The sequence below is a fragment of the Roseateles depolymerans genome (genome assembly GCF_003387155.1).
GTDB classification, from domain to species: domain Bacteria; phylum Pseudomonadota; class Gammaproteobacteria; order Burkholderiales; family Burkholderiaceae_C; genus Roseateles; species Roseateles depolymerans.
Map to the genome: position 1 here is coordinate 1,385,216 of NZ_QUMT01000001.1, position 23,472 is coordinate 1,408,687.

The 23,472-nt window shown below is 60.5% G+C and carries 23 protein-coding genes; 20 read left to right on the forward strand and 3 right to left on the reverse strand.

What is annotated here, in order from left to right; all coding sequences use genetic code 11:
* Positions 1-62: 62 nt before the first annotated feature.
* The 15 genes from DES44_RS06185 (at position 63) to DES44_RS06225 (ending at position 14,034) form a co-directional block, all read left to right on the forward strand.
* A complete protein-coding gene (locus DES44_RS06185) occupies positions 63-1,091 on the forward strand; it encodes a hypothetical protein (RefSeq protein ID WP_058935750.1) in 1,029 nt (342 codons plus the stop codon).
* A gap of 191 nt (positions 1,092-1,282) precedes the next feature.
* Positions 1,283-3,424 carry a type VI secretion system Vgr family protein gene (locus DES44_RS06190; RefSeq protein ID WP_058935749.1) on the forward strand — a complete coding sequence of 714 codons (2,142 nt, stop codon included), beginning with the start codon at positions 1,283-1,285 and terminating at the stop codon, positions 3,422-3,424.
* Positions 3,425-3,524: 100 nt separating this feature from the next.
* Positions 3,525-3,983 carry a hypothetical protein gene (locus DES44_RS06195; protein ID WP_147306975.1) on the forward strand — a complete coding sequence of 153 codons (459 nt, stop codon included), beginning with the start codon at positions 3,525-3,527 and terminating at the stop codon, positions 3,981-3,983.
* A 209-nt stretch (positions 3,984-4,192) separates the two neighbouring features.
* Complete coding sequence (locus DES44_RS06200) at positions 4,193-4,639, forward strand: thioredoxin family protein (RefSeq protein ID WP_058935747.1); 447 nt, start codon at positions 4,193-4,195, stop codon at positions 4,637-4,639.
* A 76-nt stretch (positions 4,640-4,715) separates the two neighbouring features.
* Positions 4,716-5,051, forward strand: coding sequence for a hypothetical protein (locus DES44_RS24480; RefSeq protein ID WP_147306976.1), 336 nt, complete (start codon positions 4,716-4,718; stop codon positions 5,049-5,051).
* A 166-nt stretch (positions 5,052-5,217) separates the two neighbouring features.
* Entirely contained in the window at positions 5,218-6,165 is a 948-nt protein-coding gene (locus tag DES44_RS25505; RefSeq protein ID WP_147306977.1) for a hypothetical protein, read from the forward strand.
* Positions 6,166-6,293: 128 nt separating this feature from the next.
* On the forward strand, positions 6,294-7,241 hold the full coding sequence (locus DES44_RS25510; protein WP_147306978.1) for a hypothetical protein: 948 nt from the start codon (positions 6,294-6,296) through the stop codon (positions 7,239-7,241).
* Between the two features lie 240 nt (positions 7,242-7,481).
* Positions 7,482-7,961: a hypothetical protein gene (locus DES44_RS24495; RefSeq protein WP_147306979.1), complete on the forward strand. Its 480-nt coding sequence runs from the start codon at positions 7,482-7,484 to the stop codon at positions 7,959-7,961.
* A gap of 77 nt (positions 7,962-8,038) precedes the next feature.
* Complete coding sequence (locus DES44_RS24500) at positions 8,039-8,524, forward strand: hypothetical protein (RefSeq protein WP_147306980.1); 486 nt, start codon at positions 8,039-8,041, stop codon at positions 8,522-8,524.
* Between the two features lie 26 nt (positions 8,525-8,550).
* Positions 8,551-9,585 (forward strand): beta propeller repeat protein, encoded by a 1,035-nt coding sequence (locus DES44_RS06210; protein WP_058935745.1) that lies wholly within the window; start codon positions 8,551-8,553, stop codon positions 9,583-9,585.
* A complete protein-coding gene (locus DES44_RS24505) occupies positions 9,582-10,619 on the forward strand; it encodes a hypothetical protein (RefSeq protein WP_147306981.1) in 1,038 nt (345 codons plus the stop codon). Before DES44_RS06210 ends, DES44_RS24505 begins: the two co-directional genes overlap by 4 nt.
* Before the next feature lie 137 nt (positions 10,620-10,756).
* The gene (locus DES44_RS24510; RefSeq protein ID WP_147306982.1) at positions 10,757-11,785 is read left to right on the forward strand and encodes a WD40/YVTN/BNR-like repeat-containing protein; all 1,029 of its coding nucleotides are present in this window, start codon (positions 10,757-10,759) and stop codon (positions 11,783-11,785) included.
* 16 nt (positions 11,786-11,801) lie between these two features.
* Entirely contained in the window at positions 11,802-12,806 is a 1,005-nt protein-coding gene (locus tag DES44_RS06215) for a beta propeller repeat protein (protein WP_147306983.1), read from the forward strand.
* A 232-nt stretch (positions 12,807-13,038) separates the two neighbouring features.
* Positions 13,039-13,515: a hypothetical protein gene (locus tag DES44_RS06220; RefSeq protein ID WP_058935743.1), complete on the forward strand. Its 477-nt coding sequence runs from the start codon at positions 13,039-13,041 to the stop codon at positions 13,513-13,515.
* A 9-nt stretch (positions 13,516-13,524) separates the two neighbouring features.
* On the forward strand, positions 13,525-14,034 hold the full coding sequence (locus DES44_RS06225; RefSeq protein WP_058935742.1) for a hypothetical protein: 510 nt from the start codon (positions 13,525-13,527) through the stop codon (positions 14,032-14,034).
* 9 nt (positions 14,035-14,043) lie between these two features.
* On the opposite strand, the gene DES44_RS06230 is transcribed toward DES44_RS06225, so the two are convergent.
* Positions 14,044-15,966, reverse strand: coding sequence for a potassium transporter Kup (locus DES44_RS06230; RefSeq protein WP_058935741.1), 1,923 nt, complete (start codon positions 15,964-15,966; stop codon positions 14,044-14,046).
* Between the two features lie 137 nt (positions 15,967-16,103).
* On the opposite strand from DES44_RS06230, the gene DES44_RS06235 reads away from it, so the two are divergent.
* Together DES44_RS06235 and DES44_RS06240 are read left to right on the forward strand one after the other, a co-directional pair.
* Positions 16,104-16,502: a VOC family protein gene (locus tag DES44_RS06235; RefSeq protein WP_058935740.1), complete on the forward strand. Its 399-nt coding sequence runs from the start codon at positions 16,104-16,106 to the stop codon at positions 16,500-16,502.
* A gap of 40 nt (positions 16,503-16,542) precedes the next feature.
* Positions 16,543-17,145 (forward strand): DUF2939 domain-containing protein, encoded by a 603-nt coding sequence (locus tag DES44_RS06240; RefSeq protein ID WP_083525699.1) that lies wholly within the window; start codon positions 16,543-16,545, stop codon positions 17,143-17,145.
* An 11-nt stretch (positions 17,146-17,156) separates the two neighbouring features.
* On the opposite strand, the gene DES44_RS06245 is transcribed toward DES44_RS06240, so the two are convergent.
* Positions 17,157-17,399 carry a DUF3606 domain-containing protein gene (locus DES44_RS06245; protein ID WP_058935738.1) on the reverse strand — a complete coding sequence of 81 codons (243 nt, stop codon included), beginning with the start codon at positions 17,397-17,399 and terminating at the stop codon, positions 17,157-17,159.
* A gap of 340 nt (positions 17,400-17,739) precedes the next feature.
* Between DES44_RS06245 and DES44_RS06250 the strand changes: the two genes are divergently transcribed.
* The gene (locus DES44_RS06250; protein ID WP_211326924.1) at positions 17,740-19,023 is read left to right on the forward strand and encodes a cyanophycinase; all 1,284 of its coding nucleotides are present in this window, start codon (positions 17,740-17,742) and stop codon (positions 19,021-19,023) included.
* A 140-nt stretch (positions 19,024-19,163) separates the two neighbouring features.
* Here the strand turns inward: DES44_RS06250 and DES44_RS06255 are convergent, their stop codons facing one another.
* A complete protein-coding gene (locus DES44_RS06255) occupies positions 19,164-20,762 on the reverse strand; it encodes an ABC transporter substrate-binding protein (protein ID WP_375137510.1) in 1,599 nt (532 codons plus the stop codon).
* Positions 20,763-21,153: 391 nt separating this feature from the next.
* Between DES44_RS06255 and ettA the strand changes: the two genes are divergently transcribed.
* Together ettA and DES44_RS06265 are read left to right on the forward strand one after the other, a co-directional pair.
* A complete protein-coding gene (ettA, locus tag DES44_RS06260; RefSeq protein WP_058935736.1) occupies positions 21,154-22,818 on the forward strand; it encodes an energy-dependent translational throttle protein EttA in 1,665 nt (554 codons plus the stop codon).
* A gap of 29 nt (positions 22,819-22,847) precedes the next feature.
* Positions 22,848-23,381, forward strand: a complete 534-nt coding sequence (locus DES44_RS06265; protein ID WP_058935735.1) for a GtrA family protein — start codon at positions 22,848-22,850, stop codon at positions 23,379-23,381.
* Positions 23,382-23,472: the final 91 nt, after the last annotated feature.

The following is a 23,472-nucleotide window of genomic DNA, read 5'->3' on the forward strand; positions in this document are numbered from 1 at the left end:
ATCCAAACCAGTTTGGCGCCGTAAAGACGGTGCTCTTTTCACTTCCAAAGCAAGCCTAATCGATGTCGGCACTTGACGGCGACCCGCGTAGCCTGTTGGGGCAAGGTTGGGACGACCCTGCGCTGCAGAAGGCCTTGAAAGCTTGGCCGGATCGTGAGTGGATCGACCAAGAGTCGATCGACAAGGCTGTCGAAAACGGCCGGTTGTCATTGTTCAACTTGGACTTGGGCGCCTATTTGTCTTTCACGGACAAATCGTCTTTCATGTCGCGCTTTGGTTTACCCAAGAGCAGCGGGGCCATCACCGTATGCCGGGTTGTGCTTTTTGGCCAATACCGTCAAGACGTCAGCAGGTACGAAGGCCCTGTTTTGGCTGGATTGGACACACAGTCCCCCTTTCAAAGGTGGGTTGATACCCTGGGACGACCCGAGTGGGTCCATATCGTCAATTGTGTTGTGCGCAAGGCCAGGTGGCATTTTGATAGCAACGTGGCGGACGTGAGTTTCACGCCGGGCGGGGTATGTCGGCTCATCTCAATCGCGCCCGCTTTCACGCAGGAGGCCATCGCCACTCAAGCGGCGACGCGCCAGCTTCAAGCTCAGATTCTGTCGCCTGATGGCGTGATCGCATCTCTCGGACTTCCACTCACAGACTCGCGATTACTGACTTCGCTTCAGTCCATCAGGTACGAATCAAAGCTTGATGAAGCGAGCAGCTACGGGGAGATCGACTTTTCTGATGATCACGGATTTCAGCTTTACGCTGCCCCAAGAGCGGTATTGAGCATGAACGCATCCGACGATGTTTCACCGTCGGCACTTTGCCTGTCCGGGGCGAGGTATCGCCGTGACCTGGATTTCAAGAGCGTTCAGTGGCAAGGGCCGCTCCCTTTCGGAATTACTTTCGATGACGGGCCTGACACGGTGCTGGCCAAGGTCGGTCAGTCAGTCGACACCGAGGATTTTGACGAGATGGAAGGGTTTCACCGTTGGCGCTTCGAATCCTTCGATCTCCACGTGCTGTATAGCCTGGCTGAAGACTGCGTCTACCGAGTGACGTTGTTGGGCAGAAGGCAGGAAGAGCTCCTCTGACGCGTTGAAGCTGGGCGCATCGACCTCAGCGGCCTGTCACTCGCCGCGCACGGCCACCGTCACCGGCTCGGGTGTGAATGGCGGCGTGAGGGTGGGGGGAAGGCTAGGGCATGCCCCCCAAAGTGACTTTAGACAATTCCCGGTGATGGGGTGCCCCCCTAATCTGACGGCTGGACACTCAGGCCCAGCCCATGCCCGCACCGACACCTTTCCGACTCAAGACTGCCCTGCCCGAAGACACGCTGCGCGTGCACACCTGCACGGTGCGTGAAGCGTTGAGTGACCTGGGCGACACCACCCTGACGCTGCTGAGCGAGCGCAAGGACATCCAGGCCGCCGAGCTGCTGGGCAAACAAGCCTCGCTGACGGTGGCGCTGCGCGATGACGTGCCCCGCCATGTGAGCGGCTACGTATCGCGTTTCGCCCGCAGCGGTTTCGAAGGCAAGTACAGCGTCTATCAGATGACGCTCAAGCCCTGGCCCTGGCTGCTCACGCGCACGGCCGACTGCCGGATCTTCCAGGAGATGACCGTCCCGGACATCGTCAAACAGGTCTTCGATGACCATCCGGTCGCGCGTTTCGAGCTCAAGCTGATGCGCCCCTACCGCACCTGGAATTACTGCGTCCAGTACCGGGAGACAGATTTCAACTTCATTGCCCGGCTGCTGGAGCACGAGGGCATCTACTGGTACATCGAGCACGACGAGTCCGGCCACAAGATGGTGCTGTGCGATTCCGCCAGTGCGCACGACGCCGTCCCTACCTGCGCCACGCTGCCTTTCTATGGTGGCAACGGCCAGGTGCCGCCGCAGCTGGAGCATGTGTCGCAATGGGCCAATGTGCAGTGCGTGCAACCGGGCAAGGTCGTCATCACGGATTACGACTTCCAGCGCCCGTCCAGCTCGCTGCAGACCAGCCAGGCACGCAAGCGCGACTATGACCTGTCCGATGGCGAAATCTTCGACTACCCGGGCGGCTACATCCAGAATGGCGACGGCGCGCAGTATGCGGAAGACCGTCTGGACGAACTGCAAAGTGCCTATGACCTGTATGACGGGGTGACCAACGCGCAGGGCGTTCACACCGGGCATCTGGTGTCTCTCAGCCGCCATCCGAATGACGACCAGAACATTCAGTATCTGGTGACGTCGACCTCGCTGCATCTGCGTCAGGCGGTGAGTGAATCGGGGTCGGGCTCCACCGACCTGAGCTGCAGCTTCCATTGCATTCCGGCGGCGCAGCAATACCGGCCGACGCGGCGCACGCCCAAGCCGGTGGTGCCGGGGCCGCAGACGGCCATCGTCACCGGCCCGGCCGGCGAGGAAATCCACACCGACAAGTTCGGCCGGGTGAAAGTGCAATTCCATTGGGACCGACGCGGCCAGCGCAATGAGCAGAGCTCGTGCTGGGTCAGCGTGGCGCATCCGTGGGCCGGCTCCAACTTTGGCGGGGTGCACATTCCGCGGATTGGGCAGGAAGTGATCGTCGGATTCCTGGAAGGGGACCCGGACGCACCCATCATCATCGGACGCACCTACAACGGCGAGAACCTGCCGCCGTGGGATCTGCCGGCCAATGCGACACAAAGCGGCTTCCTGACCCGGTCGACCAAGGGCGGGGGTTATGGCAATGCCAATGCCATTCGCTTCGAGGACAAGAAGGGCGAAGAGCAGGTCTGGATCCACGCGGAGAAGAACCAGGACATCGAAGTCGAGAACGACGAGACGCACTGGGTCGGGCGGGATCGGACTAAGACCATCGACCGGCATGAAACGACGCTGGTGAAGGGGAACCGCACCGAGACGGTCAATCTGGATGAAACGATCACGGTGCATCAGAACCGCACGGAGCGGGTGGACCTGGACGAGAAGATCTCGATCGGGTTGAACCGCACCGAAGACGTCGGGGTGAATGAGACGATCTCGATCGGGTCGAATCGGTCAGTGACCATCGGGGGGATGAAGAGCGAGACGGTGGCGCTGGCGAAGGCGGAGACGATTGGGCTTGGGAAGGCGTTGACGATTGGCGCGGCGTATCAGACCTCGGTGGGGGGGCTGATGAACACCACGGTGGGCTTGCAGCAGTCGGAGCAGGTGGGTCTCTACAAAAAGACCTTGGTGGGCAAGGACTACTCGATCAACAGCGGCGCGGTGTATTCCGTGCAGGCGAAGGATGAAATCCACCTCACGGTCGGCAAAGCCAGTCTGACGATGAAATCGGACGGCACGATCATCATCAATGGCCACACGCTCAGCGTCGGCACCACCGGCGAACAGACCTTCAAGGCTGACGGCGAGGTGACCATGAAGGGCAAGCAGATTCTGGAGAACTGAGGTGGTGCGACTGGATCAATCGGCAGACGTTGTGGAGACGGCCACCCTGGAGTCATCGCCTTTTGGTGCTTTGCTTCAACAAGCTTCTCAAGCATCGGTGATGCCCCTTCCGGGGCAGGTGATCATTGGAACGCTGGAGTCTGCGCCCGAGCAGGGACGGCCAGGATCGGCAAGGGTCGACGGCCTTGGGCATGTGCAGGTGGTGCATAGCCTCGTGCCGCTGACGGCGCAGCATGAGGGGCAGGGCATTGCCCTGAGCGTGCTGGCAGGTGGGTCCGCCATCGTGCTGGGAACGCTGTGGAATGGCGCTGCATCGGAACCCGCGCAGGCGGATCCCTTGAAGGCGGCGGCGGAGCAAGACGAGGACGCCGATGGCCTGGTCATCACGGTGGACGGTCATCGTGAGGTGTTGGAAGCCGCGGAGGAACTCGAATTGCGTTGCGGGGAGGCCTGCATCGTGCTCACGGCCGATGGACGCATTCAGCTGCGCGGCACCTACATCACCAGCCACGCAAGCGCGACGCAACGCATTGTGGGTGGCTCGGTGCATGTGAACTGACGCGCACGATCTGGGAGTGATGTCGCCAGATTCAAACCTCGCTGCGATGTGGGTGTTTGACGCTTGTGCCCATGCGCCGCGCGGCATTCAAGCACCCCAGCGCAATGCTGGCGGGAAGATGGTCAACCTGATGGCCGCCCGTCATGACGGCCATTGTCGCGCCAGCCCGCAGCGCAGGCTGCGCAACTGAATCGGATGGAAATCCCGCAATGAAAGATACGCAGACACTCGACCCATGGCTGGATGCGGAGCGGGTGGCGCTCCGCTTGCGTGAGCCAGGTGCAGAGCTGCTGGTGGTGCTTGGCGCTGAATCGTGGTGCGGCAAGTGTCAGCGCCTGAAGCCGGCATTCGATCAACTCGCCATGAGCATGCCGAAGCACGTCGTGCCGCTTTGGCTCGACATTGAGGATCACGCTGAGTTCCTGAACGGCTTCGTGCCGCCAGACCTCCCGCTGCTGTTGCGGTGGCAGGCCGGCAACTGCGTACAGGCTGCAGTGATTCAGGACATTGACCTAAAAGCTTCGCCAGACGAGCGGGTCAGGTTGCAGATACTGACGCTGGGTGCCCAATCGCTGTTGGATCCCGACGAGCAGGAGCCCGTCCAGCTGCCGCCACTGTGGGCCGAATTTGCATCGGAGGCTTGGGCGGGTGACTAAACGCGGCGGCCGGGGTGATGTTTGGCGTTTTGATGGTCGGCTATGGCAACAGTGCGATGTTCCAACTGACATGCTTATGGAAACCATCTGCTGCGCGGGAGATGGATATGTCTATATCGGTCTGCAGTCTGGCGGCCTGCTGCGCGGTCGGGGGGATGAATGGGAAGTCATTCACGTAGACACCATGACAGTCCCATTCAAGGACATTGTCTGGTATCAGGACCAAGTGTGGTGCACCTCTGAATATGGGCTTTGGAACGTAGGTAAAGATGGAAAACTCGTCGATGCCGACGTGCCACCGCTGGCGTCCGCCTGTGCAGGCAATCTCTCAACTGCAGACGGAATCTTGATGGTGGCCGGAATGAACGGTGCCGCTCTACATGATGGTAATGGATGGCACCGTTTGATCTAAGCAAGGGCGACATGTCAGCCATGCGCTGTCTCAATAAAACCGTTGCGTGCTTTGATGGCGGGATGCAGGTGCGCTGTGACCATCCAGACAACGAACCTATCGGCGAGTAATCCTGTCAGCCAACCGTTCAAGCCTTTCTAAGGCATCACAACGCCGGAGATAAATCTTGAGTGATATCTACGAAATTCCTGATTCCTACCGAAAACGGATATTTGACGGTCGTTGGTTTTACGACTGTGCTGTTGTTGACAGGAATACTGTCAGCTTTGTGCTGTTCGATAACGGTCCAGAGGATAATGGCAACCGTGCCTTTGGAACAGTTCGGTTTGGAATGGGCTCCTGTCTTGATGGGCGCAGGTATACGGGGTTCCTGTTTCCTATGTTGGGTGTAGCCCCGAACTTAGGAAAGACCTCGGTAATGCTCGGGCGGGTCAGCGGCGTTGCAGTACACGGGGATGCTGGAGACGAAAAATGGTCCAATATCCCGACCTCTCCAGATGGTCCTGTGCGCACGAGTCCTAGTAATGTCGCCACAATAGGCGGGAGGCTGTACGTCTGCGCAAATTGGCGTCATGTTTGTTACTTAAGCGACAAGAGAGAGTGGGTATCGATTCGACATAATCTTGCTGACCCCCCGTCTAAACGGGTCACTGATTTCGGATTCGACGCCGTCTCAGGTTTTGCCGAGAACGACATCTACGCGGCAGGCGGGGAAGGAGACGTTTGGCGATTCGACGGTCATTTATGGCGTCAGTGCCAAATACCTACCAAATTGCTCATGGAAAGCATCTGCTGCGCGGGGGATGGATTTGTCTATATCGGTCTGCAGTCGGGTGGCCTGATCCGCGGACGTGGAGATGAATGGGAAGTCATTCACCAAGACAACATGTCGGTTCCCTTCAAAGACATTGTCTGGTATCAAGACAAAGTGTGGTGCACCTCTGAATATGGACTCTGGACTGTGGCTAAAGATGGAAAACTCGTCGATGCCGACGTGCCACCACTAGCGTCTGCCTGCGCTGGCAATCTTTCCACTGCGGACGGTATCTTGATGGTGGCGGGGCTGAATGGAGCCGCGCTTCATGACGGCAACGAGTGGCACCGGCTTGTCTGACCAATTGGGAGAACCGAATGGCATCTGCAGCAGAGAAGTTCCGTGCGCAGGCTCAATGAGCTTCCTTTCGACAGCGCACAACCCTGCATTGGCACCACTTCAGGTTTTAACGGTATTGGAACATTGGCGTGGTCATAGATTATGTTGTTCCTGAGTCTTACAAGGATCGTGTCTTCAACGGACGTTGGTTTTTTGACTGTGCGGTGATAGATAGGGCTAACGTATGCTTCATCATGTTCGATGAAGGAAGTGTCGATAGCGGAAAGAGAGCTTTTGGATCAATTAGATTCGGCGAAGCCGCCAATCTCCATGCGAGGAAGTACAGCGGCTTTGCATTCCCGATCATCGGAGTTGCTCCCAATCTGGGAAAGACAGCTTTCATGTTGGGGCAGGTCAGTGGGGTTGCGGTTACTGGTGACGCTGGCGACGGCATATTGCCGAATATTCCAGAATCCGCTGAAGGGCCGCTGAGTACTGGCCCAGATGCTGCGGCAACTATTGATGGCAAGCTATACGTCTGCGCAGGATGGAGACATGTTTGTTACCTGGATGACGATCAGCGCTGGGTGTCAATTCGTAATAACCTAACCGATCCGCCTAAAAACAGAGTGATGGATTTTGGCTTTTCCGCCATTTCTGGCTTCCATGCAAACGATATTTATGCGGCCGGCGGACGAGGGGATGTTTGGCGTTTCGACGGCGATCGCTGGCATCAATGCCAGACCTCTACCAATATGCTGATCGAAAGCATCTGCTGCGCAGGGGATGGATTTGTCTACATCGGCCTACAGTCGGGTGGCCTGATGCGTGGGCGCGAAGATGAATGGGAAGTCATTCACCAAGACAACATGTCGGTTCCCTTCAAAGACATCGTCTGGTATCAGGACAAAGTGTGGTGCACTTCTGAATATGGACTTTGGACTGTGGCTAAAGATGGAAAGCTCGTTGATGCCGACGTGCCACCACTAGCGTCTGCCTGCGCGGGCAATCTTTCCACTGCGGACGGTATCTTGATGGTGGCGGGGCTCCATGGAGCCGCGCTTCATGACGGCAACGAGTGGCACCGGCTTGTCTGAGGAAGGATTAAAGTCGACTGGGCAATCAGGCGAGTCATAAGATTGACGATGCAATATCGGTAGGTCAATGGCATTTAACGACACTTCATGCGTGTATTACATTGATAGCGTAGCCGTTAACTGCGCTGGATTTGCGTGAAACAGCTCACATAGACCAATCCTGTCAGAGCATTGGCCGACTAAGAGAGTGAAGCTTGCTATCGAAAAAAGGCGTTGACGAGGTAAATTATGCGAACCGAAATGCTTTATCAGATTCTTGGCTTGACGAACACCGACGAATCACTTATTTCGGCAATTGCTGAAATCGGTGGCAAGGTTGAAACCTTATCCCCGAAGAATATTCGTGAGCTGGGAACGGATTACGTGAACATCACCAATCGGGGAATTTCACTTGCCTTTCAAGCACGTGCTCGCTTTGAAATGTCGCGCGGCACTCCCCGCGGTGCCGGTCCTTACGTCTTATCGGGGATCTTTTACTATCCGCATGGTGGCGAAGATCTTGACCCGTACGTGGGCTGCGCTCCATTTTCAGCGAGCCCCGTTTCCACTCGGGACGAAGCGTTGCTTCATTACGGAACTCCGGATCGCACTGAAGAGGATGAAGAAGAAATTGACTGGGACCAGTGGAGTAAGGAAGCCCGGCAACTGCGCACCAGCTATCGGTCTGACCTGACAATTTCGACGATTTCGGTCTCGATACCCTTACTCCCGTCGCGGTAGGAAGTGGGAACTGCCACCGGGATGCGGTAGGTTTGAGATTGAACTCCCAATCTATCTAGATGTGAGGAAATTTTTCCATGACCACAGATCAGTTGGTTCATTTACTTGGCTTCACCAATATTGACGGCGCCTTGGTGGAGGCTATCAAGGCCAACGGGTCTTCGGTGGACGCGCTCTCTCCCAAGAGGATGAAGGAGACGACCAGTGACTATGTTTCATTGGTCGATAAGGGGGTTGTGCTTTCTTTCACTCCGAGAGAGTACTACTCACGCGATTACGGAGAACCTCAAGGCGCGGGACCATTTGTGATGACGGGTGTTTTCTATTACCCCAATGGTTCGTCGGAAGTCTCTGCCTATCGCGGTCCCGTTCCTTTCGCTAAGGGAGCAGTGCTCAATCGCGATCAAGCGCTGCTAGCACTGGGTGAGCCAGAGGAAACTGATGAAGAAGACGGCGAAGTTTATTGGGACCTTTGGTCGGTAGAAAGCAGGCTTCTACAAGTGTCTTACCGCAAGGATCTTTCCACGGCGGCCATCACCGTTTGTTTGCCCAAGAAAGACTGACGCCGACAGCTAGCGAGCGAGCATCTATGAGTATTGCCATTGAGCAGCTCAAGCCCCGCATTGCGGGCTTCAATGTCATTGACTGCGAGATCAAGAATCGAGACATCCTGTACTTGCTCGCCCGTGAGGATTACACCCAGCATGTGGGCTGGAGCGAGTCCCGACAGCCGCCGGCAGAGCGGAGCGTGGCCAAGCGGCTCATCGGCATTGGACTCAAGAATCCGGATGACAAGAAGTTCCCAGTGACGCATCTCACCGGCATGGGCAGAAGCCTTTGCGGTGTGGCCTTTCAACCTGAGGAAAAGGTGGTGGTCATCGACAGTAGCTCAAAGGCATGGTCCCCTGCCGTTGGTTTTTCTGGCATGGAGAAACCCGTTGCAACGGTGGCGGAGGGCGGCACAAAGCGCGGTGGGTTCAGCAAGGTCAAGAGCTTTGGGGGCAAGCTGTTTGCGTGCAATACCGCCCGGCAGGTGTTCGTCCGGCACGCGCCGGGTGTCTGGGAACGGGTCGGGGAGGAGATGCCCGAACCCGATCAGAACGTCTTGAGCTTTGTTGATTTCGACGGGTTCAGTGCTGACGATCTTTACGCCGTGGGTGATCCGGGCGATATCTGGCACTTCTCTTCAGGGCGCTGGCAGCGACTCAAATTTCCCAGTCAGTGGGGGATATCTGCAGTCTGCTGCGGTGGCGACGGCTTGGTCTACGTCGCCGCCGGCAACCACATCTTCCGAGGGATGGGGGACCAGTGGGAGCGGCTGAAGACAAGGGTGCAGATGTCCATTCCCATCAAGGACATGGTCTGGTGGGAAGGTCAGTTGTGGGCCACAAGCGATGACGGTCTCTGGACCTTAAAGGACGATGGGCTGGTTGAAGCGGACGTTCCGCCGGGTGTCAAGGTCTGCTCCGGCAACCTTGCCCAGCGGGATGGCGTGCTGCTGCTCGCGGGTTACGGCGGCGCTGCGTTTAAGCGCGACGGGGCGTGGACTGAGATTTTTCACGACCATGAAGTGCGAGCGTGGTTTCAGGCCAATCGCGACAAGGTTTGGATGCCGCCGCAATGAGTATCTCCATCGACACGCTTCTCCCGCGCATGGCCGGTTTCAATCTCATTGACTGTGAGATCAAGGATCGGGAAACCTTCTACTTGCTGGGCCGTGAGGACTATACCCAACGTACAGGCCGACGCGAGTTGGAGGATGCTCCGCCGGAAGGTCGGCTGCCCAAACGGATCTTCGTGCTTCGTCTGAACAATGCTGAGGGCAAGAGATGGGGACATATGCATCTCACTGGCCTGAATCAAAGTTTCTGCGCGATGACGTATGCCCCGGAGGAAAAAATCCTCGTGGTCGATTCAGATACGAAAGTGTGGTCTCAAAATCCAAACTCCAATGGTTTTGAGCCGCCTTCGACGACGAAGGGAGAGGGTGGCATATTGGCAGGGCCTGTCACCCGCGTTAAATCGTTCGGTGCGGAGCTGTGGGCGTGCTCGGCCTGCCGACAGGTGTTGAAGCGGAACGGTCCCTCGCAATGGGAATTGCTGGGGCCCCCCATCAACGTCTCAGATTCTGATTTTCGCGGCTGCGGATTTGACGACTTTGATCGGTTTTCTCCTAACGACGTCTATGCAGTTGGAGGCAGCGGGGAAGTCTGGCATTTCGATGGGGCCGTTTGGCGTCGCTGTAAATTCCCATCGAGTTGGGGTATTTCTGCGGTTTTGTGTGCGCCGGATGGGAATGTCTATATCGCTGCAGGTACGGTCATATACCGGGGGTTTGAAGATAGGTGGGAGCGTCTCGACACCAAAGATCTCATTACTTTACCAATCAAGGATCTGGTGTGGTATGAAGGCCAGTTGTGGGCGACCAATGACTATGGAATTTGGACCTTAAGCGATCACTCATTGATGCCCGCTGATGTCCCATCTGCAGTAAAAGTGTGTTCTGGGAATTTGGCTGTTCGAGATGGCGTGATGCTGTTAGCCGGGTACGGAGGCGCGGCATATAAACGCGATGGGACCTGGGTTGTGATTTTTCACGACCATGAGGTGCGGGAGTGGTTTGGTGCCAATCGAGACAAAGTTTGGAAATCGCCATAGCGCGCAGCTTGGCATACGCCCCTAGGATTCGCATGACGGCACTGAACGGTCCTGTCTGCGCCTCAAAACCTTATTGCGGGAATATTCGTTGTTGAAGCCGCAATCTACTTTCGTACCCAAGCGCCGGAGCATGCAGATTGAGCATTTCAATTGAACAGTTATTCCCGCGAATCGCTGGTTTTAACGTTATCGACTGCGCGATAAAAAATAGAGATATTCTTTATCTGCTCCTGCGTGAGGACTACACGCAACGACCAGGTTGGACGGACGGTCGCGATCCCCCTGCCGAGGCTAGTCTGCTGAAGCGGATACTGAGCCTGAATTTGAAGAAGCCCCCCGGCCAGCATTGGGGCGTGGGTCAGATTGGTGGGTTCGGCAGAAGTTTGTGCGCCGTTGCGCATGCACCCGATGAGAAGGTGGTGGTGCTGGACATTGCGTCGAAGTCATGGACGCCCACCCCCGGCCGTGATGGCTTCGAAGATCCCATTCCTTCCAAGTTCGAAGGCGGCGTGAGACTAGGCGGGCTCAGCCGCGCCAGAAGCTTTGGCGGACATCTTTTTGCCATCAGTACAGCGAGGCAACTGTTTATTCGCCGGCAGCCAGGGCGTTGGGAACTGGTGGGCGACCCGTTGCCCATGCCTGAGCAACACAAGCTCAGCTTCCTGGATTTTGATGGCTTCAGTGCTGAGGACATCTACGCCGTGGGGGACGCAGGCGATGTCTGGCATCTGCAAGGAACGCATTGGAGCCGCCTCCCGTTTCCCAGTGATTGGGGGCTGTCGGCCGTTTGCTGTGGCGGAGACGGTCTCGTTTATGTCGCAGCAGGCAATGTCATTTTTCGACGGCGTGGTGACACGTGGGAGAAGCTGAAGACAGCGGCACAGATTTCGCTCCCCATCAAGGACCTTGTCTGGTATGAGGGCCAGCTATGGGCGACCAATGACTATGGAGTTTGGACCTTAAGCGATCGCTCATTGATACCCGCTGATGTCCCTCCTGCAGTCAAAGTGTGTGCTGGGAATTTGGCCGTTCGAGATGGCGTTTTGCTGATCGCGGGATACGGAGGCGCTGCTTTCAAATCCAACGGGCGTTGGACTGACATCTTCAACGATCATGAGGTCCGTGCTTGGTTGGAAGGCAATCGAGACAAGTTGTGGACGCTTTGAGTGGGAAGGGGTGACCTTGAGCGCAGCTTCTGTTTATTTCTTGGACGCAGTCTGCATCGACCCGGACTGGTTGTATGTGGCCACCCAGCTCGAGGACCTCGATCCTCACGAGACGTCGCATACCCGGATGAGCGTGCTCGACCTGACGCAGTCAAGCTGGTGGGCCTGCCATGATTACGAAGACACCATCGTTTCTGTGCATGCCTACCGGCTGCCCAAAGAGGATCTGCCTGACGGCAGTCGCTACGCCGCGCTGGGCATGCATGGAACGGTCCACTTCAACGAGCGCAACGAACCCACATTCAAGGAAGTCATTCCCGGCGCAGGTATGACCGAAGGGAATTTTGGCGGGCTGTTGACGCATATCCGCTTGATTGACGGTCAGCTGTGGGCTTGTGGCCAGCATGGGCAGGTGTACCGCCGAATGGGCCGCGATGACTGGCAGCCTGCTGACGAGGGGATTCGGGTTCATCTGAACCCGTCCGACCACGCGCAGGATGTCGAAGGCCTGTTGGACAGAATGAACGCCGCGCCGATGCTCAGTTGCATGGACGGCGCTTCCAGCGATGACGTCTACGTCGTTGGGCTGGGCGGCTACATGGCCCATTTCGACGGAACAGCGTGGACCCGCATTGATCTGCCCGTTGATGAGCACCTGGAGTGGGTGCGTTGCTACGGGCCCGAAGAGGTCTGGGTGTGTGGGTACAAGGGCACCCTGTTGCGGGGCAACGCGCGGGACGGCTTCAACCGCTTGAACGGGTCGAACGATCAACAGACTTTTGTGTGCCTCACCAAGTTCAATGAATCGGTCTACCTCTGTGCGGAAGAGGGGCTGTTTGTCTGGAACGGAAAGTCGATCATGCAGGTGCGGACCAGCCTGCAACCGGAACTGCAGGATGCATGGCGGGTTGATCAGGTGGATGGTGTTCTCTGGAGTGTTGGAGTGACCGATATCGCTCGCTTCGATGGCAAGATCTGGCTGCGTGTGGAGCATCCAGACAATGAGCGTATTGGCCCGTAACCGTGAAGCGCCGCTAACTTCTTACTGAAAACCAAACGCTTGTGCAGAGACGTTATGAATGCATACCGAGGTGGTTGAGCGGCGAGTTGTAACTTGACTTGACCCATGAGCCGGGGACACTCACAGTGCCCGAGACAGTCCCGAGCTGTCGATCCGGTGGGCTGCCCTCACAAACCACACCATGACGCGTCAAACACAAAAACAGCGGAGTCAGCCGGATGCAGACGTCCCCATGGACGCGACGCAATGGTCTGAAGAGAGCAAACGGTCTTACCTCTACTGCGGGCATTCATACAGCCAGTCCGACCGCTACTGCGACATCCACTACTCGTGCATTCGCTGTGCATCCCCTGCCGTGTTCACCGCTGCCGACCAGAAGCGCTCCTTCGAGGTCAAGAAAAACTACATCTGGCAGCGCCGCGACCTCTGTCCAGCCTGCCACGCCCAATGGGTGCAGTTGAAAGCGAAGGACCGGGCCTGTCAGGCGCGATGGACGGCCGAACGACTCACACTGAAGCATGACGCGTCGTTCATGGGCGACTGGCTCCAAGTCCTGGAGGCGCTGCCCTCGTATGACAGACGCAAACACAGCTCAATGAAAACGCACTTGCGGAAGCTGCTGGAACAACCTTCCCAGGGAACAAAGCTGCTTGCCCCGGCGCCCACCCAGACCGATGCGCACCATCCACCGTCCCCAGTCTCCCGCTAAAGGTTTCTCTTGAACGTTCAAGAAGATCTCTCCACCGACCACCATCGCTGGATTGCTGGCCTCTTCTTTTGCGGGCTGCTGCTGGCCCCCGTGTTGGCGGACGGTTTTTTTGGGAAGCACGCTTCCCAGCACAGTCCCTGGCTGTATGCCTATGTCGTCTTCATCGGCTCGGCCCTCCTGCTGAGCTTGTTCTCCGTAGACTTTCAGCTGTCTGCTTCGGAAGTCCGCCGTAACATCCGGCTGCTTGGACGACGCATCGGATCCAGGGGGCTGGTTCGCAGGTCAGAGCTCAAAGAGATCCGGAGAACGACGACCGCGGTCTGGGAGCACAAAGGCGCCTTGTCCGGCACGCACATCGACGGCTACATCCACGAGATCCAGTTGGTCACCTTGGACGACCGCTGCATCGCCTTCATCCGCTTCAGGGACGTCCACAAGAACCCGGCCGAGCTGACCCGCGTGTTGGATGAATCGTCATCGCTGCTCCGCCTCCCCGTGGTGGAGCGGTTCCACGAATGACCCAGGCCTTTACAACTGCACCCGCGACCCCAACTCAATCACCCCGTTATCCGGCAGCCGGAAGTAATCCGCTGCGCTGCTGGAATTGCGCGCCATGGCAATGAACAGTTGCTGCCGCCAGCGCGCCATGCCCGATTTCTTCTTCTGCGCCCCCGGCACCACCACCTGCCGGCTGAGGAAATACGACGCCAGGAATGGATCGAACTGCAGGTCATGCCGCGCACAGCGCCCCAGCGCGGCCGGCAGGTTGGGCTCGTCCTTGAAACCGTAGCGCACCACCACCCGCCAGAAGTCCGAAGGCAGCTGCTCGACGCTGAGCTGCTGGTCCTCCGGCACAAAAGGCACCTTGTCAAACCGCACCGTCACAATGACATTGCGGGCATGCAGTGACTGGTAATGCTTCAAGTTGTGCAGCAGGGCAGGCGGCACCACGTCCGGATTGGAGACGGGATACACCGCAATCCGCTCTGGTCGCGGACCTGCAATGTCCTGCGACAGTGATTCCAGAAACGGCAGCAGCGGCAGGTCTTCGTCGGCCACCTGCGCATGCAGACGCTCCTTGCCGCGGCGCCAGGTGGCCATCACCGCAAAGAGCACCAGGCCCAGCGCCAGCGGGAACCAGCCGCCTTGCAGAAACTTGAGCGAGCATGAAATCACCAGCACCGCGTCCACCACCAGGAACAGCGCCGTCGCCGCCCAGGCCACGGGGGCGGGATAACGCCACGCATGGCGCACCACAAAGAAGGTCAGCGCGGTGGTGATCAACATGGTGATGGTCACGGCAATGCCATAGGCCGAGGCCAGCGCGGACGAGCTCTCGAAGCCGAGGACCGCCAGCAGCACCGCCACCAGCAGCGTCCAGTTGATCGCCGGCAAATACACCTGCCCCATGGCCTGCGCGGAGGTGTAGATGACCCGCATGCGAGGCAGCAGGCCCAACTGGATGGCCTCCTTCGTCAGCGAAAACGCGCCCGAGATCACGGCCTGCGACGCAATCACCGAAGCGAGCGTCGCCAGCAGCACCATCGGGATGAGCCACGCGGAGGGGAAAAGCCGGAAGAACGGGTTGTCCAGGGCCGTCGGGTCCCTCAGCAGCAGGGCGCCTTGCCCGGCGTAATTGAGGGCCAGCGTCGGCAGCACCAGCGCCGACCACGCAAGACGGATCGGACGACGGCCAAAGTGCCCCATGTCGGCATACAGCGCTTCTGCACCGGTCAGCGCCAGCACCAGCGCACCCACCACGAGGAACAGCCCGGGTCCGCGGGCCTGCAGAAACGCAAAGGCGAAACGCGGATCAAGCGCCCGCAAGATCTCGGGCGACTGCGCGATCTGGACCACGCCAATCAGCCCCAGCACGCCAAACCACAGCAACATGACTGGCCCGAACAGCACACCCACAGCCGCCGAGCCCTTCCGCTGAATCAGGAACAGCCCGGTGAGCACCGCCACGGAGATCGGCAACACGAAGGGTTTGAACGCCGGCGTGACCAGCTCCAGGCCTTCGACCGCGCCCATGACCGAAATGGCCGGGGTGATGACGCTGTCGCCGTAGAAAAGCGCTGCGCCGCAGACCCCCACCAGCAGCAGCACGCGTCGTCGTTTCGCGGTGTCCCCGGCCGCACGCACGGCCAGGGCGGTCAGCGCCATGATGCCGCCCTCGCCGCGGTTGTCCGCTCGCAGGATCAGCACCACGTACTTGAGCGTCACCACCACCATCAAGGCCCAGAAGATGGCCGACACCGCACCGATGATCGATGCCGGGTCCAGAGTCACCCCGTTGGCGGGGTTGAGCACCTCGCGCATCGTGTAAAGAGGGCTGGTGCCGATGTCGCCGAAAACGACCCCCAGTGCGCCGAGCGTCAGCGCGGCAAGGCCTTGTTGCGGTCCATGGTGAGAAGAGTGGGGCGTGTCGACTGCAGGCGCTTGTGCCATGTTTTGAAGGGACCCAGGAAACTGGAGCGGCAGTGTCGATCCTTCGGAGACAGCACGCAACCGGTGTTGCGTCCTGGAATCACGGCAGGGGCGGGCATCGCATAGAGTGGCGGCATCACCACGAAGGCCGTGCTCCAATGATTGCCCATCTCGACCATCTCGTCCTCACCACCAGCCACGAGGCGGACTGCATCCGCTTTTATACCGAGGTGCTGGGCATGCAGCTCGAAAGCTTCATCGGCGGCACCCCACCGGTCGAGCGGCGCGCTTTTAAATTCGGCCAGCAGAAGATCAATCTTCATGTCAAAGGCCGCGAATTTGAGCCCAAGGCTCACACGCCGGTGCCGGGCGCGCTGGATCTGTGCTTCATGGCGTCCATTCCGCTGGACGACGTGGTGCAGCGTCTCAACAAGTTGGGCGTGGACATCGTGGAAGGTCCGGTCCTGCGCACAGGCGCTACCGGAAAAATCCGCTCGGTGTATGTCCGAGATCCCGATCTCAACCTGATTGAAATCTCCGAACCGGCGTCGGCCTGATGTCTTCGAACGAACCGATCACACACGCACCCATCGAATCATGAGCACAAGAGGGATCAAGGCTGCCGTCGTGGCGGTGATGGCTGCGCTCGCGGGCCTCTGGTTCGCCGCCCCTTACTGGACCCTGCACCAGATGCGCGAAGCCGCCAAGGCCGGCGATGCCGACCGCTTCAACGCCTATGTCGACTACCCGCGACTCCGGGAGAACATCACCACGCAGCTCTCCGGCCCGGCCGTCGACACGGCCGACACCACTGCGGATTCGGGGCGTGAGCCCAAGCGCTCGCTGGGCGGCATCGGCCGGATGCTGGGCAGGGCGCTGGCCACTGGCGCGGTCCAGGCGCTGGTGCGTCCGGAAGTGGTGATGCGGGCCCTGCAGTACGGCCAGCTGATGCCCAAAAAGCGCGACGACGATCCCGCCGCATCGGACGGCTCTCCATCGCCGTCCTCCGGGCAGGGCGGAGCGGATGATTCCCCTCGGCACAATGATGTCGAATGGTGGACCGAGCGGTCCGGACTCGACCAGGTGATCTTCTACGCGCGTCGCAGCGACCAGCCCGCGTCACGCAAGCTGGGTCTGGTGCTGGAGCGGCGCGGGTGGGTGTCCTGGCAACTGACGGACATCCGCATTCCGCAGCAGTAAGGCGGCGGGGTTTAACCGCCCGCAGCCCGGGTCTGTTCCGCGTTGGTGGTGGACCTGGAGCCTTTCAGATGCTCCTCCACGTCGGACGGTCGCGCGCCAACGGCTTTCACCGCGTCATGGATCTGCTGGGCCGTCACGTTGAGCTTGCGGGCCCAGGTCTGCACTTCCTGTTCGTCGCCCACATTGATCGAGCCTGTGGGGGAGGCGCTGCCTGCACTGTCGGGCGGTGCACCAAAGCTGGCTTCATCAGACATTGAAATCTCCGGTGAGGGGACGAGACTGTCTCGTCGCCCGATCACCCGATGTCGGCAGTTCGCATGCCTGAGCGGCCCGTGTCCCCGATCCCACTGACTGCGGCGTGGGGATCGCAAATGGGAGACCGGTCGGCAAATCGCAGGGACAAGCGCCCAAACGTACGCAATAAATCGCTGCTCGCACAATGCGTCCGCGAGGCCGGCAGATGACCGCGCTTTGCCCCTCATCGTTTCCCCCTAATTCGAGAATCTCCGATCCCCAAACCCGGTGGACCCGCTGGATTCCATCCAGCAATCGGGGCACTATGGCGCCATGCAGATGCTGAGCCGATTCCTTCGTATGCCTGTACTGCTGCTGGCCGCATGCGGCTGGCATTTGGCGCAGGCCCAAACCGCCGTGGTGATTGGCGGGAACCTGCGTTTTGACAATGACGCTGTATGGCAGCGCATCGTCGACGAAGCTGGTGGCCCCGGCAAGGCAAAGGTGGCGGTGTTGGCCACTGCCTCGGCGGCGCCGGAGCAGTCCGCCAATGCCATCGTGCAGGTGCTGCAGCGCCATGGCGCACAGGCCGAGCACATTCCGGTCGCGCCCCGGCTCGAGGGCGCGGACCTGCAGAAGAATCTCAACGACCCCGCCTTGATCGCCAAGGTGCGTGGCGCCAGTGCGGTGTTCTTCTCCGGTGGCGCGCAAGGGCTGATCGTCGATACCTTCCAGCCGGGCGGCAAACCCACCGCGATGCTGGAAGCGATCTGGGAGGTGTACCGCCGTGGGGGCGTTGTGGCGGGCACCAGCGCGGGGGCGGCCATCATGAGCCGCACCATGTTCCGTGACGCCCTGGATGTGATGGGCGTGATGCGCGGCCAGATGCGTGATGGTCATGAAATCGACCGCGGCCTGGGCTTTGTGAGCGACCGCCTGTTCGTCGACCAGCATTTCCTCAAGCGCGGCCGCATCGGACGCATGCTGCCGCTGATGATGGCGCAGGGCTACCGGCTGGGCCTGGGCATTGAGGAAAACAGCGCCGCGGTGATCCGCGGGCCGTCCGTGGACATCATTGGTGCCCGCGGCGCGCTGCTGGTGGACCTGCGCAGCGCTCGCACCGATCCGACGCTGGACATGTTCAATGTCCAGAATGCCCGGCTGAGCTATCTGGACAACGGCGACCACTACGACCTGCGCACCGGCCAGGTCACGCCTGAGCAGCGCAAGACGCCGCTGCCGGAGACCCGCATCATTCGAGCGTCCCACTCGCTGACCAGCCCGGTGAGCACCTTCCAGACCGATATCCTGGGAGACAACCGCATCGTGCAGGCCATGGCGGAACTGATGACCGCGCCGTCCGGCGAGGTGAGGGCGATGGCGGCCCGGGTGCGCCCCGGGGCGACCGAGCCGCGTGACCGCACGGCCTTTGTGTTCCGGCTGTACCGGGGCGAGGGCACCCAGGGCTGGTTCAACAGCCAGGGCGATGCCAATGACATCACCTTGCTGGATGTCCGCCTGGATGTTCGACCGGTGCCGGTGCCCCTGGCTGCACCGCCGCGCCTGGCAGCCAACAATCCGCCGCCGCAGCCGGCAGAAGCGCCGGTGGGGGCTGCGGCAGAGCCTTCAGCAACGCCCCGCTGACCGTTCAAACTGCGCCCAAGGCCCTGGCAGAGCGGGGGCAATGCCACGACAGGACGAGCCCAACGTCCAGCCAGGACAAGGACAAGGACAGGGCCAACGCCCAGCCAGGGCGCGCGCGCCCGGCGCGACGCCTGCGCCGCTTACTTCCCGCCCACCGTCACCCAGCGCAGCTCAAACCAGTTATCGGCCCGATGCTGCACCGTCACGTTCTGGCGGAAGGCCCAGGGAATCATCTGGCGGTGCAGCGGAATCACATGGTTCTGCGCCTTGAACTCCCGCAGCGCGGACTTCACCAGTTCTTCCCGCTTCTTCGGGTCAGGCTCCACGCTCGAGCTGGCGGCCAGGGCGTCGAACTTGTCGTTCTTCCAGTTGCCGAAGTTGTAGTAGCCCACGCCCTTTTCACCGCGATTGCGCAGCAGCGGCGTCAAAGCCACTTCCGCATCGGTGATCACGCCGCCCCAGCCGAACATGTAGAGGCTGGTGTCCATCTTCTCCAGCTTGGGGAACATCAGCGTGCGCGGCTGGGCATTCACGTTGACCTTCACCTTCAGTTGTGCCCACATGGAGGCAAGCGCCAGGCAGATCTTCTCGTCGTTGATGTAGCGGTTGTTGGTGCAGTCCAGCGTCACCTCAAAACCATTGGCATAGCCTGCATCGGCCATCAGTTTCTTGGCCGCGGCCACGTCGTAGGGCAGGCGGGCCTCGATCTGGGCGTCGTTGTAGGCGCCGAGCGGGGAGGGCGTCAGGCCGCCGGTGGGCAGGCTCAGGCCGTTCATCAGCTTGAGCTTGATGGCGTTGATGTCAATCGCCTGGTAGAGCGCCTGCCGCACGCGGGCGTCCTTGAACGGGTTCTTGTCGCCCGGCACCTTGCCGTAAAGCAGCTTGTCCCGCGCCTGGTCCATGCCGATGAAGATCAGCCGGTTCTCCGGGCCTTCCAGCACCTTCACACCGCTGGTCTGCTTCAGCTTGTTCAGGTCACGCGGGGCCGGGTCCAGCACCACGTCCACCTCGCCGGAGACCAGGGCCGCCAGCCGCGTCGAGTCGTTGGCGATCGGCGTGAACACGGCCTCCTGCACATTGCCTTCGAACTTGCCCCACCAGTTGGGATTGCGCTTGAAGCTGGTGCGGATGCCGGGCTGCCGGTCCACCATGATGTAGGGGCCGGTGCCATTGCTGTGGGTGGCGGCGTAGGTTTCGTCCTTGTCCTTGTAATTCTGCGGACGGGTGACCTTGTGCTGCTCGCTCCAGCGCTTGCTCATGATGAAGATCAGGTCCAGGTGCTGCAGGAAGATGGGGTTGACCTGCTCCAGCTGGAACTCCACCGTGCTGTCGTCCACCTTGCGCGGCGTGCCGACCGCCTGGGCATAGGCGCTGATGTTGGAGTTCACATCCTTGGCGCGCGTCACCGAGAACACCACGTCGTCCGCGGTGAAGGGCGTGCCGTCCTGGAACTTCACGCCCTGGCGCAGCTTCACCCGCCAGAGCGTGGGCTTGACCTGGGTCCACTCGGTGGCCAGGCTGGGCACGATGTTGAGGTTGCGGTCCCGGGCCACCAGCCGCTCATACACCTGCCCGTTCATGGCATTGGTGACGATCTCGTTCTGGGAATGCGGGTCAGCGGTCTGCATGTCGCCCGCGCCGGCCCAGCGCAGGGTTTGCGCTTGGACGGGCAGGGCGACCAGGCTCATCCCCCCTGCACAGCCCAGCGTCACGGCCAGAGCGCGCAGCGCTGATCGCAGGGCGTTCAGCGGCGGACGGCGGCGAGACGGGTCATGGCGGGGCGCGGACAATGGGGCGCGGGCAGCCACCGGGGCCACCAGGGTCGAAGGGCAGTGATTCATGAAGGCTCCAGATCTTGGGGGCAAGGCGGTGGGGCGGCGCTCCGTGGAGCGGCCACGGCCGGGGGATGACCCAATTCCAGGACATTCCCCCTGAACAGGTCAGCCCCAGCGGCCCACTTGCCGAACTTTCGTGTTGCGATCCAGTTTAGGGGCAGTCGCGGAAGCTGCGACAATGGGGGACATCGGGCCAGGCGTCCTTGCGAACGCCGGACCGGTCCAGGCCCCGCCGGACCGCTGTCTGACCAGACAGGGCCCACCCTCTTCAGAACCACTCCGGAACCCTTCCGCCATGGCTCAATACGTCTTTTCGATGAACCGCGTCAACAAGACGGTTCCTCCCAAACGTCACATCCTCAAGGACATCTCGCTGTCCTTCTTCCCTGGCGCCAAGATCGGCGTGCTCGGCCTGAACGGCTCGGGCAAGTCCACCCTGCTCAAGATCATGGCCGGCGTGGACAAGGAAATCGAAGGCGAAGCCATCCCGATGCCCGGCATCAAGATCGGTTATCTGGAGCAGGAGCCCAAGCTCAATCCGGAACAGACCGTGCGTGAAGCCGTGGAGGAAGGCATTGGCGGCGTGCTGGCTGCCAAGAAGCGCCTGGACGAGGTCTACGCCGCCTACGCCGAACCGGACGCCGATTTCGACGCCCTGGCCGCTGAGCAGGGCGAACTCGAAGCCATCATCGCCGCCGCCGGCTCGGAAAACACCGACCTGCAACTGGAACTGGCTGCAGACGCGCTGAACCTCCCGCCCTGGGACGCCAACATCGGCGTGCTCTCCGGGGGTGAAAAGCGCCGCGTGGCCCTGTGCCGCCTGCTGCTGTCCAAGCCGGACATGCTGCTGCTGGACGAACCCACCAACCACTTGGACGCTGAATCCGTCGAATGGCTGGAGCAGTTCCTGCAGCGTTTCCCCGGCACTGTGGTGGCCATCACCCACGATCGCTACTTCCTGGACAACGCCGCCGAATGGATTCTGGAACTGGACCGCGGCCACGGCATCCCCTGGAAGGGCAACTACTCCGACTGGCTGGACCAGAAGGAACGTCGCCTGGAGCAGGAGCAGAAGTCGGAAGACGCCCGCGCCAAGGCCATGAAGGAAGAACTGAAGTGGGTGCGCTCCAATGCCAAGGGCCGTCAGGCCAAGAGCAAGGCGCGTCTGGCCCGCTTCGAGGAACTGAGCGACGTCGAATACCAGAAGCGCAACGAAACCAATGAAATCTTCATTCCCGTGGCCGAGCGCCTGGGCAATGAAGTGATCGAGTTCGAGAACGTCACCAAGTCCTTTGGCGACCGCGTGCTGATCGACAACCTGTCCTTCAAGGTGCCCCCGGGCGCCATCGTCGGCATCATCGGCCCCAACGGCGCCGGTAAGTCGACCCTGTTCCGCATGATCCAGGGCGTCGAGCAGCCGGATTCGGGCACCGTCAAGATCGGCAAGACCGCCAAGCTGGCCTTCGTGGACCAGAGCCGCCAGAGCCTGGATGCCAACAAGACCGTGTGGGAAGACGTCTCCGGCGGTCTGGACAACATCATCGTCGGCAAGTTCGTCATGCCCTCGCGCGCCTACATCGGCCGCTTCAACTTCAAGGGCAACGACCAGCAGAAGATGGTGGGTCAGCTCTCCGGCGGTGAGCGCGGCCGTCTGCACCTGGCCAAGACCCTGGCCCAGGGCGGCAACGTGCTGATGCTGGACGAACCGTCCAACGACCTGGACGTCGAAACCCTGCGCGCGCTGGAAGAGGCGCTGCTGGAGTTCGGTGGCTCGGCCATGGTCATCTCCCACGACCGCTGGTTCCTGGACCGCATCTGCACCCACATCCTGGCGTGCGAAGGCGACTCCCAGTGGTTCTTCTTCGACGGCAACTTCCACGAGTACGAAGCCGACAAGAAGAAGCGTCTGGGTGAAGAAGGTGCACGCCCCAAGCGTGTGCGCTTCAAGCCCATCACCTGAGCGGGCCCCGCACCCTCTTGGACCCCTCCATGGCTGCCGGTTCTCCCGCGCCATCGGCCCCGGCTCAGTCCGGGGCTGCGGGGGCGTCGGCGCTGCCCGGCGCCTCCAGCACCTCCGCCCCGCTGCAGGGGAATGCCGAGGCGGTGACGCCCCCGCGACTGGTCTCGCTGGGCCGGTTCGGCCGCTTCCTGCTGGTGGGCGGCGTGGCGACGGCGGTGCACTACGTCACCGCCTTCCTGCTGCTGCGGCTGGCCGGTTGGCCGGCCGTGCAAGCCTCCGCCACCGGCTTCGTCGTCGGCGCCATGGCGAACTATGCGCTGAACGCGCGCTACACCTTCGGCCTGCGCGGCCAGCATGCCCATCATCTGCCTCGCTTCGCAGTGGTGGCCGGCATGGGTTGGCTGCTCAATGCCGCCGGCATGTGGGGCTTGCTGCGGGCGGGTCTGCACCCGTATGTGGCACAGCCCGTCGTCACCATCCTGGTGCTCTTCTTCAATTTCCTGCTCAATGCCTTGTGGGCCATGCGCCCGCATCGGCCTGACTCCGGGCAATTCCCAGGGTAACGTCCCCCCAATTCGAAGGGCCCCGTCGTCATCGAAGGGGCAGGGGCGCCCGCTAGAGTCTGCCTTCGCAGAGGCCGTCGGTGCGGCCCTC

Excerpts from the sequence above, each read along its gene's own strand:
- DES44_RS06185 (WP_058935750.1), top strand. The coding sequence starts at position 63 with ATGTCGGCACTTGACGGCGACCCGCGTAGCCTGTTGGGGCAAGGTTGG.
- DES44_RS06190 (WP_058935749.1), top strand. The coding sequence starts at position 1,283 with ATGCCCGCACCGACACCTTTCCGACTCAAGACTGCCCTGCCCGAAGAC.
- DES44_RS06195 (WP_147306975.1), top strand. The coding sequence starts at position 3,525 with ATGCCCCTTCCGGGGCAGGTGATCATTGGAACGCTGGAGTCTGCGCCC.
- DES44_RS06200 (WP_058935747.1), top strand. The coding sequence starts at position 4,193 with ATGAAAGATACGCAGACACTCGACCCATGGCTGGATGCGGAGCGGGTG.
- DES44_RS24480 (WP_147306976.1), top strand. The coding sequence starts at position 4,716 with ATGGAAACCATCTGCTGCGCGGGAGATGGATATGTCTATATCGGTCTG.
- DES44_RS24495 (WP_147306979.1), top strand. The coding sequence starts at position 7,482 with ATGCTTTATCAGATTCTTGGCTTGACGAACACCGACGAATCACTTATT.
- DES44_RS24500 (WP_147306980.1), top strand. The coding sequence starts at position 8,039 with ATGACCACAGATCAGTTGGTTCATTTACTTGGCTTCACCAATATTGAC.
- DES44_RS06210 (WP_058935745.1), top strand. The coding sequence starts at position 8,551 with ATGAGTATTGCCATTGAGCAGCTCAAGCCCCGCATTGCGGGCTTCAAT.
- DES44_RS24505 (WP_147306981.1), top strand. The coding sequence starts at position 9,582 with ATGAGTATCTCCATCGACACGCTTCTCCCGCGCATGGCCGGTTTCAAT.
- DES44_RS06220 (WP_058935743.1), top strand. The coding sequence starts at position 13,039 with ATGGACGCGACGCAATGGTCTGAAGAGAGCAAACGGTCTTACCTCTAC.
- DES44_RS06230 (WP_058935741.1), bottom strand. The coding sequence starts at position 15,966 with ATGGCACAAGCGCCTGCAGTCGACACGCCCCACTCTTCTCACCATGGA.
- DES44_RS06235 (WP_058935740.1), top strand. The coding sequence starts at position 16,104 with ATGATTGCCCATCTCGACCATCTCGTCCTCACCACCAGCCACGAGGCG.
- DES44_RS06240 (WP_083525699.1), top strand. The coding sequence starts at position 16,543 with ATGAGCACAAGAGGGATCAAGGCTGCCGTCGTGGCGGTGATGGCTGCG.
- DES44_RS06245 (WP_058935738.1), bottom strand. The coding sequence starts at position 17,399 with ATGTCTGATGAAGCCAGCTTTGGTGCACCGCCCGACAGTGCAGGCAGC.
- DES44_RS06250 (WP_211326924.1), top strand. The coding sequence starts at position 17,740 with ATGCCTGTACTGCTGCTGGCCGCATGCGGCTGGCATTTGGCGCAGGCC.
- ettA (WP_058935736.1), top strand. The coding sequence starts at position 21,154 with ATGGCTCAATACGTCTTTTCGATGAACCGCGTCAACAAGACGGTTCCT.
- DES44_RS06265 (WP_058935735.1), top strand. The coding sequence starts at position 22,848 with ATGGCTGCCGGTTCTCCCGCGCCATCGGCCCCGGCTCAGTCCGGGGCT.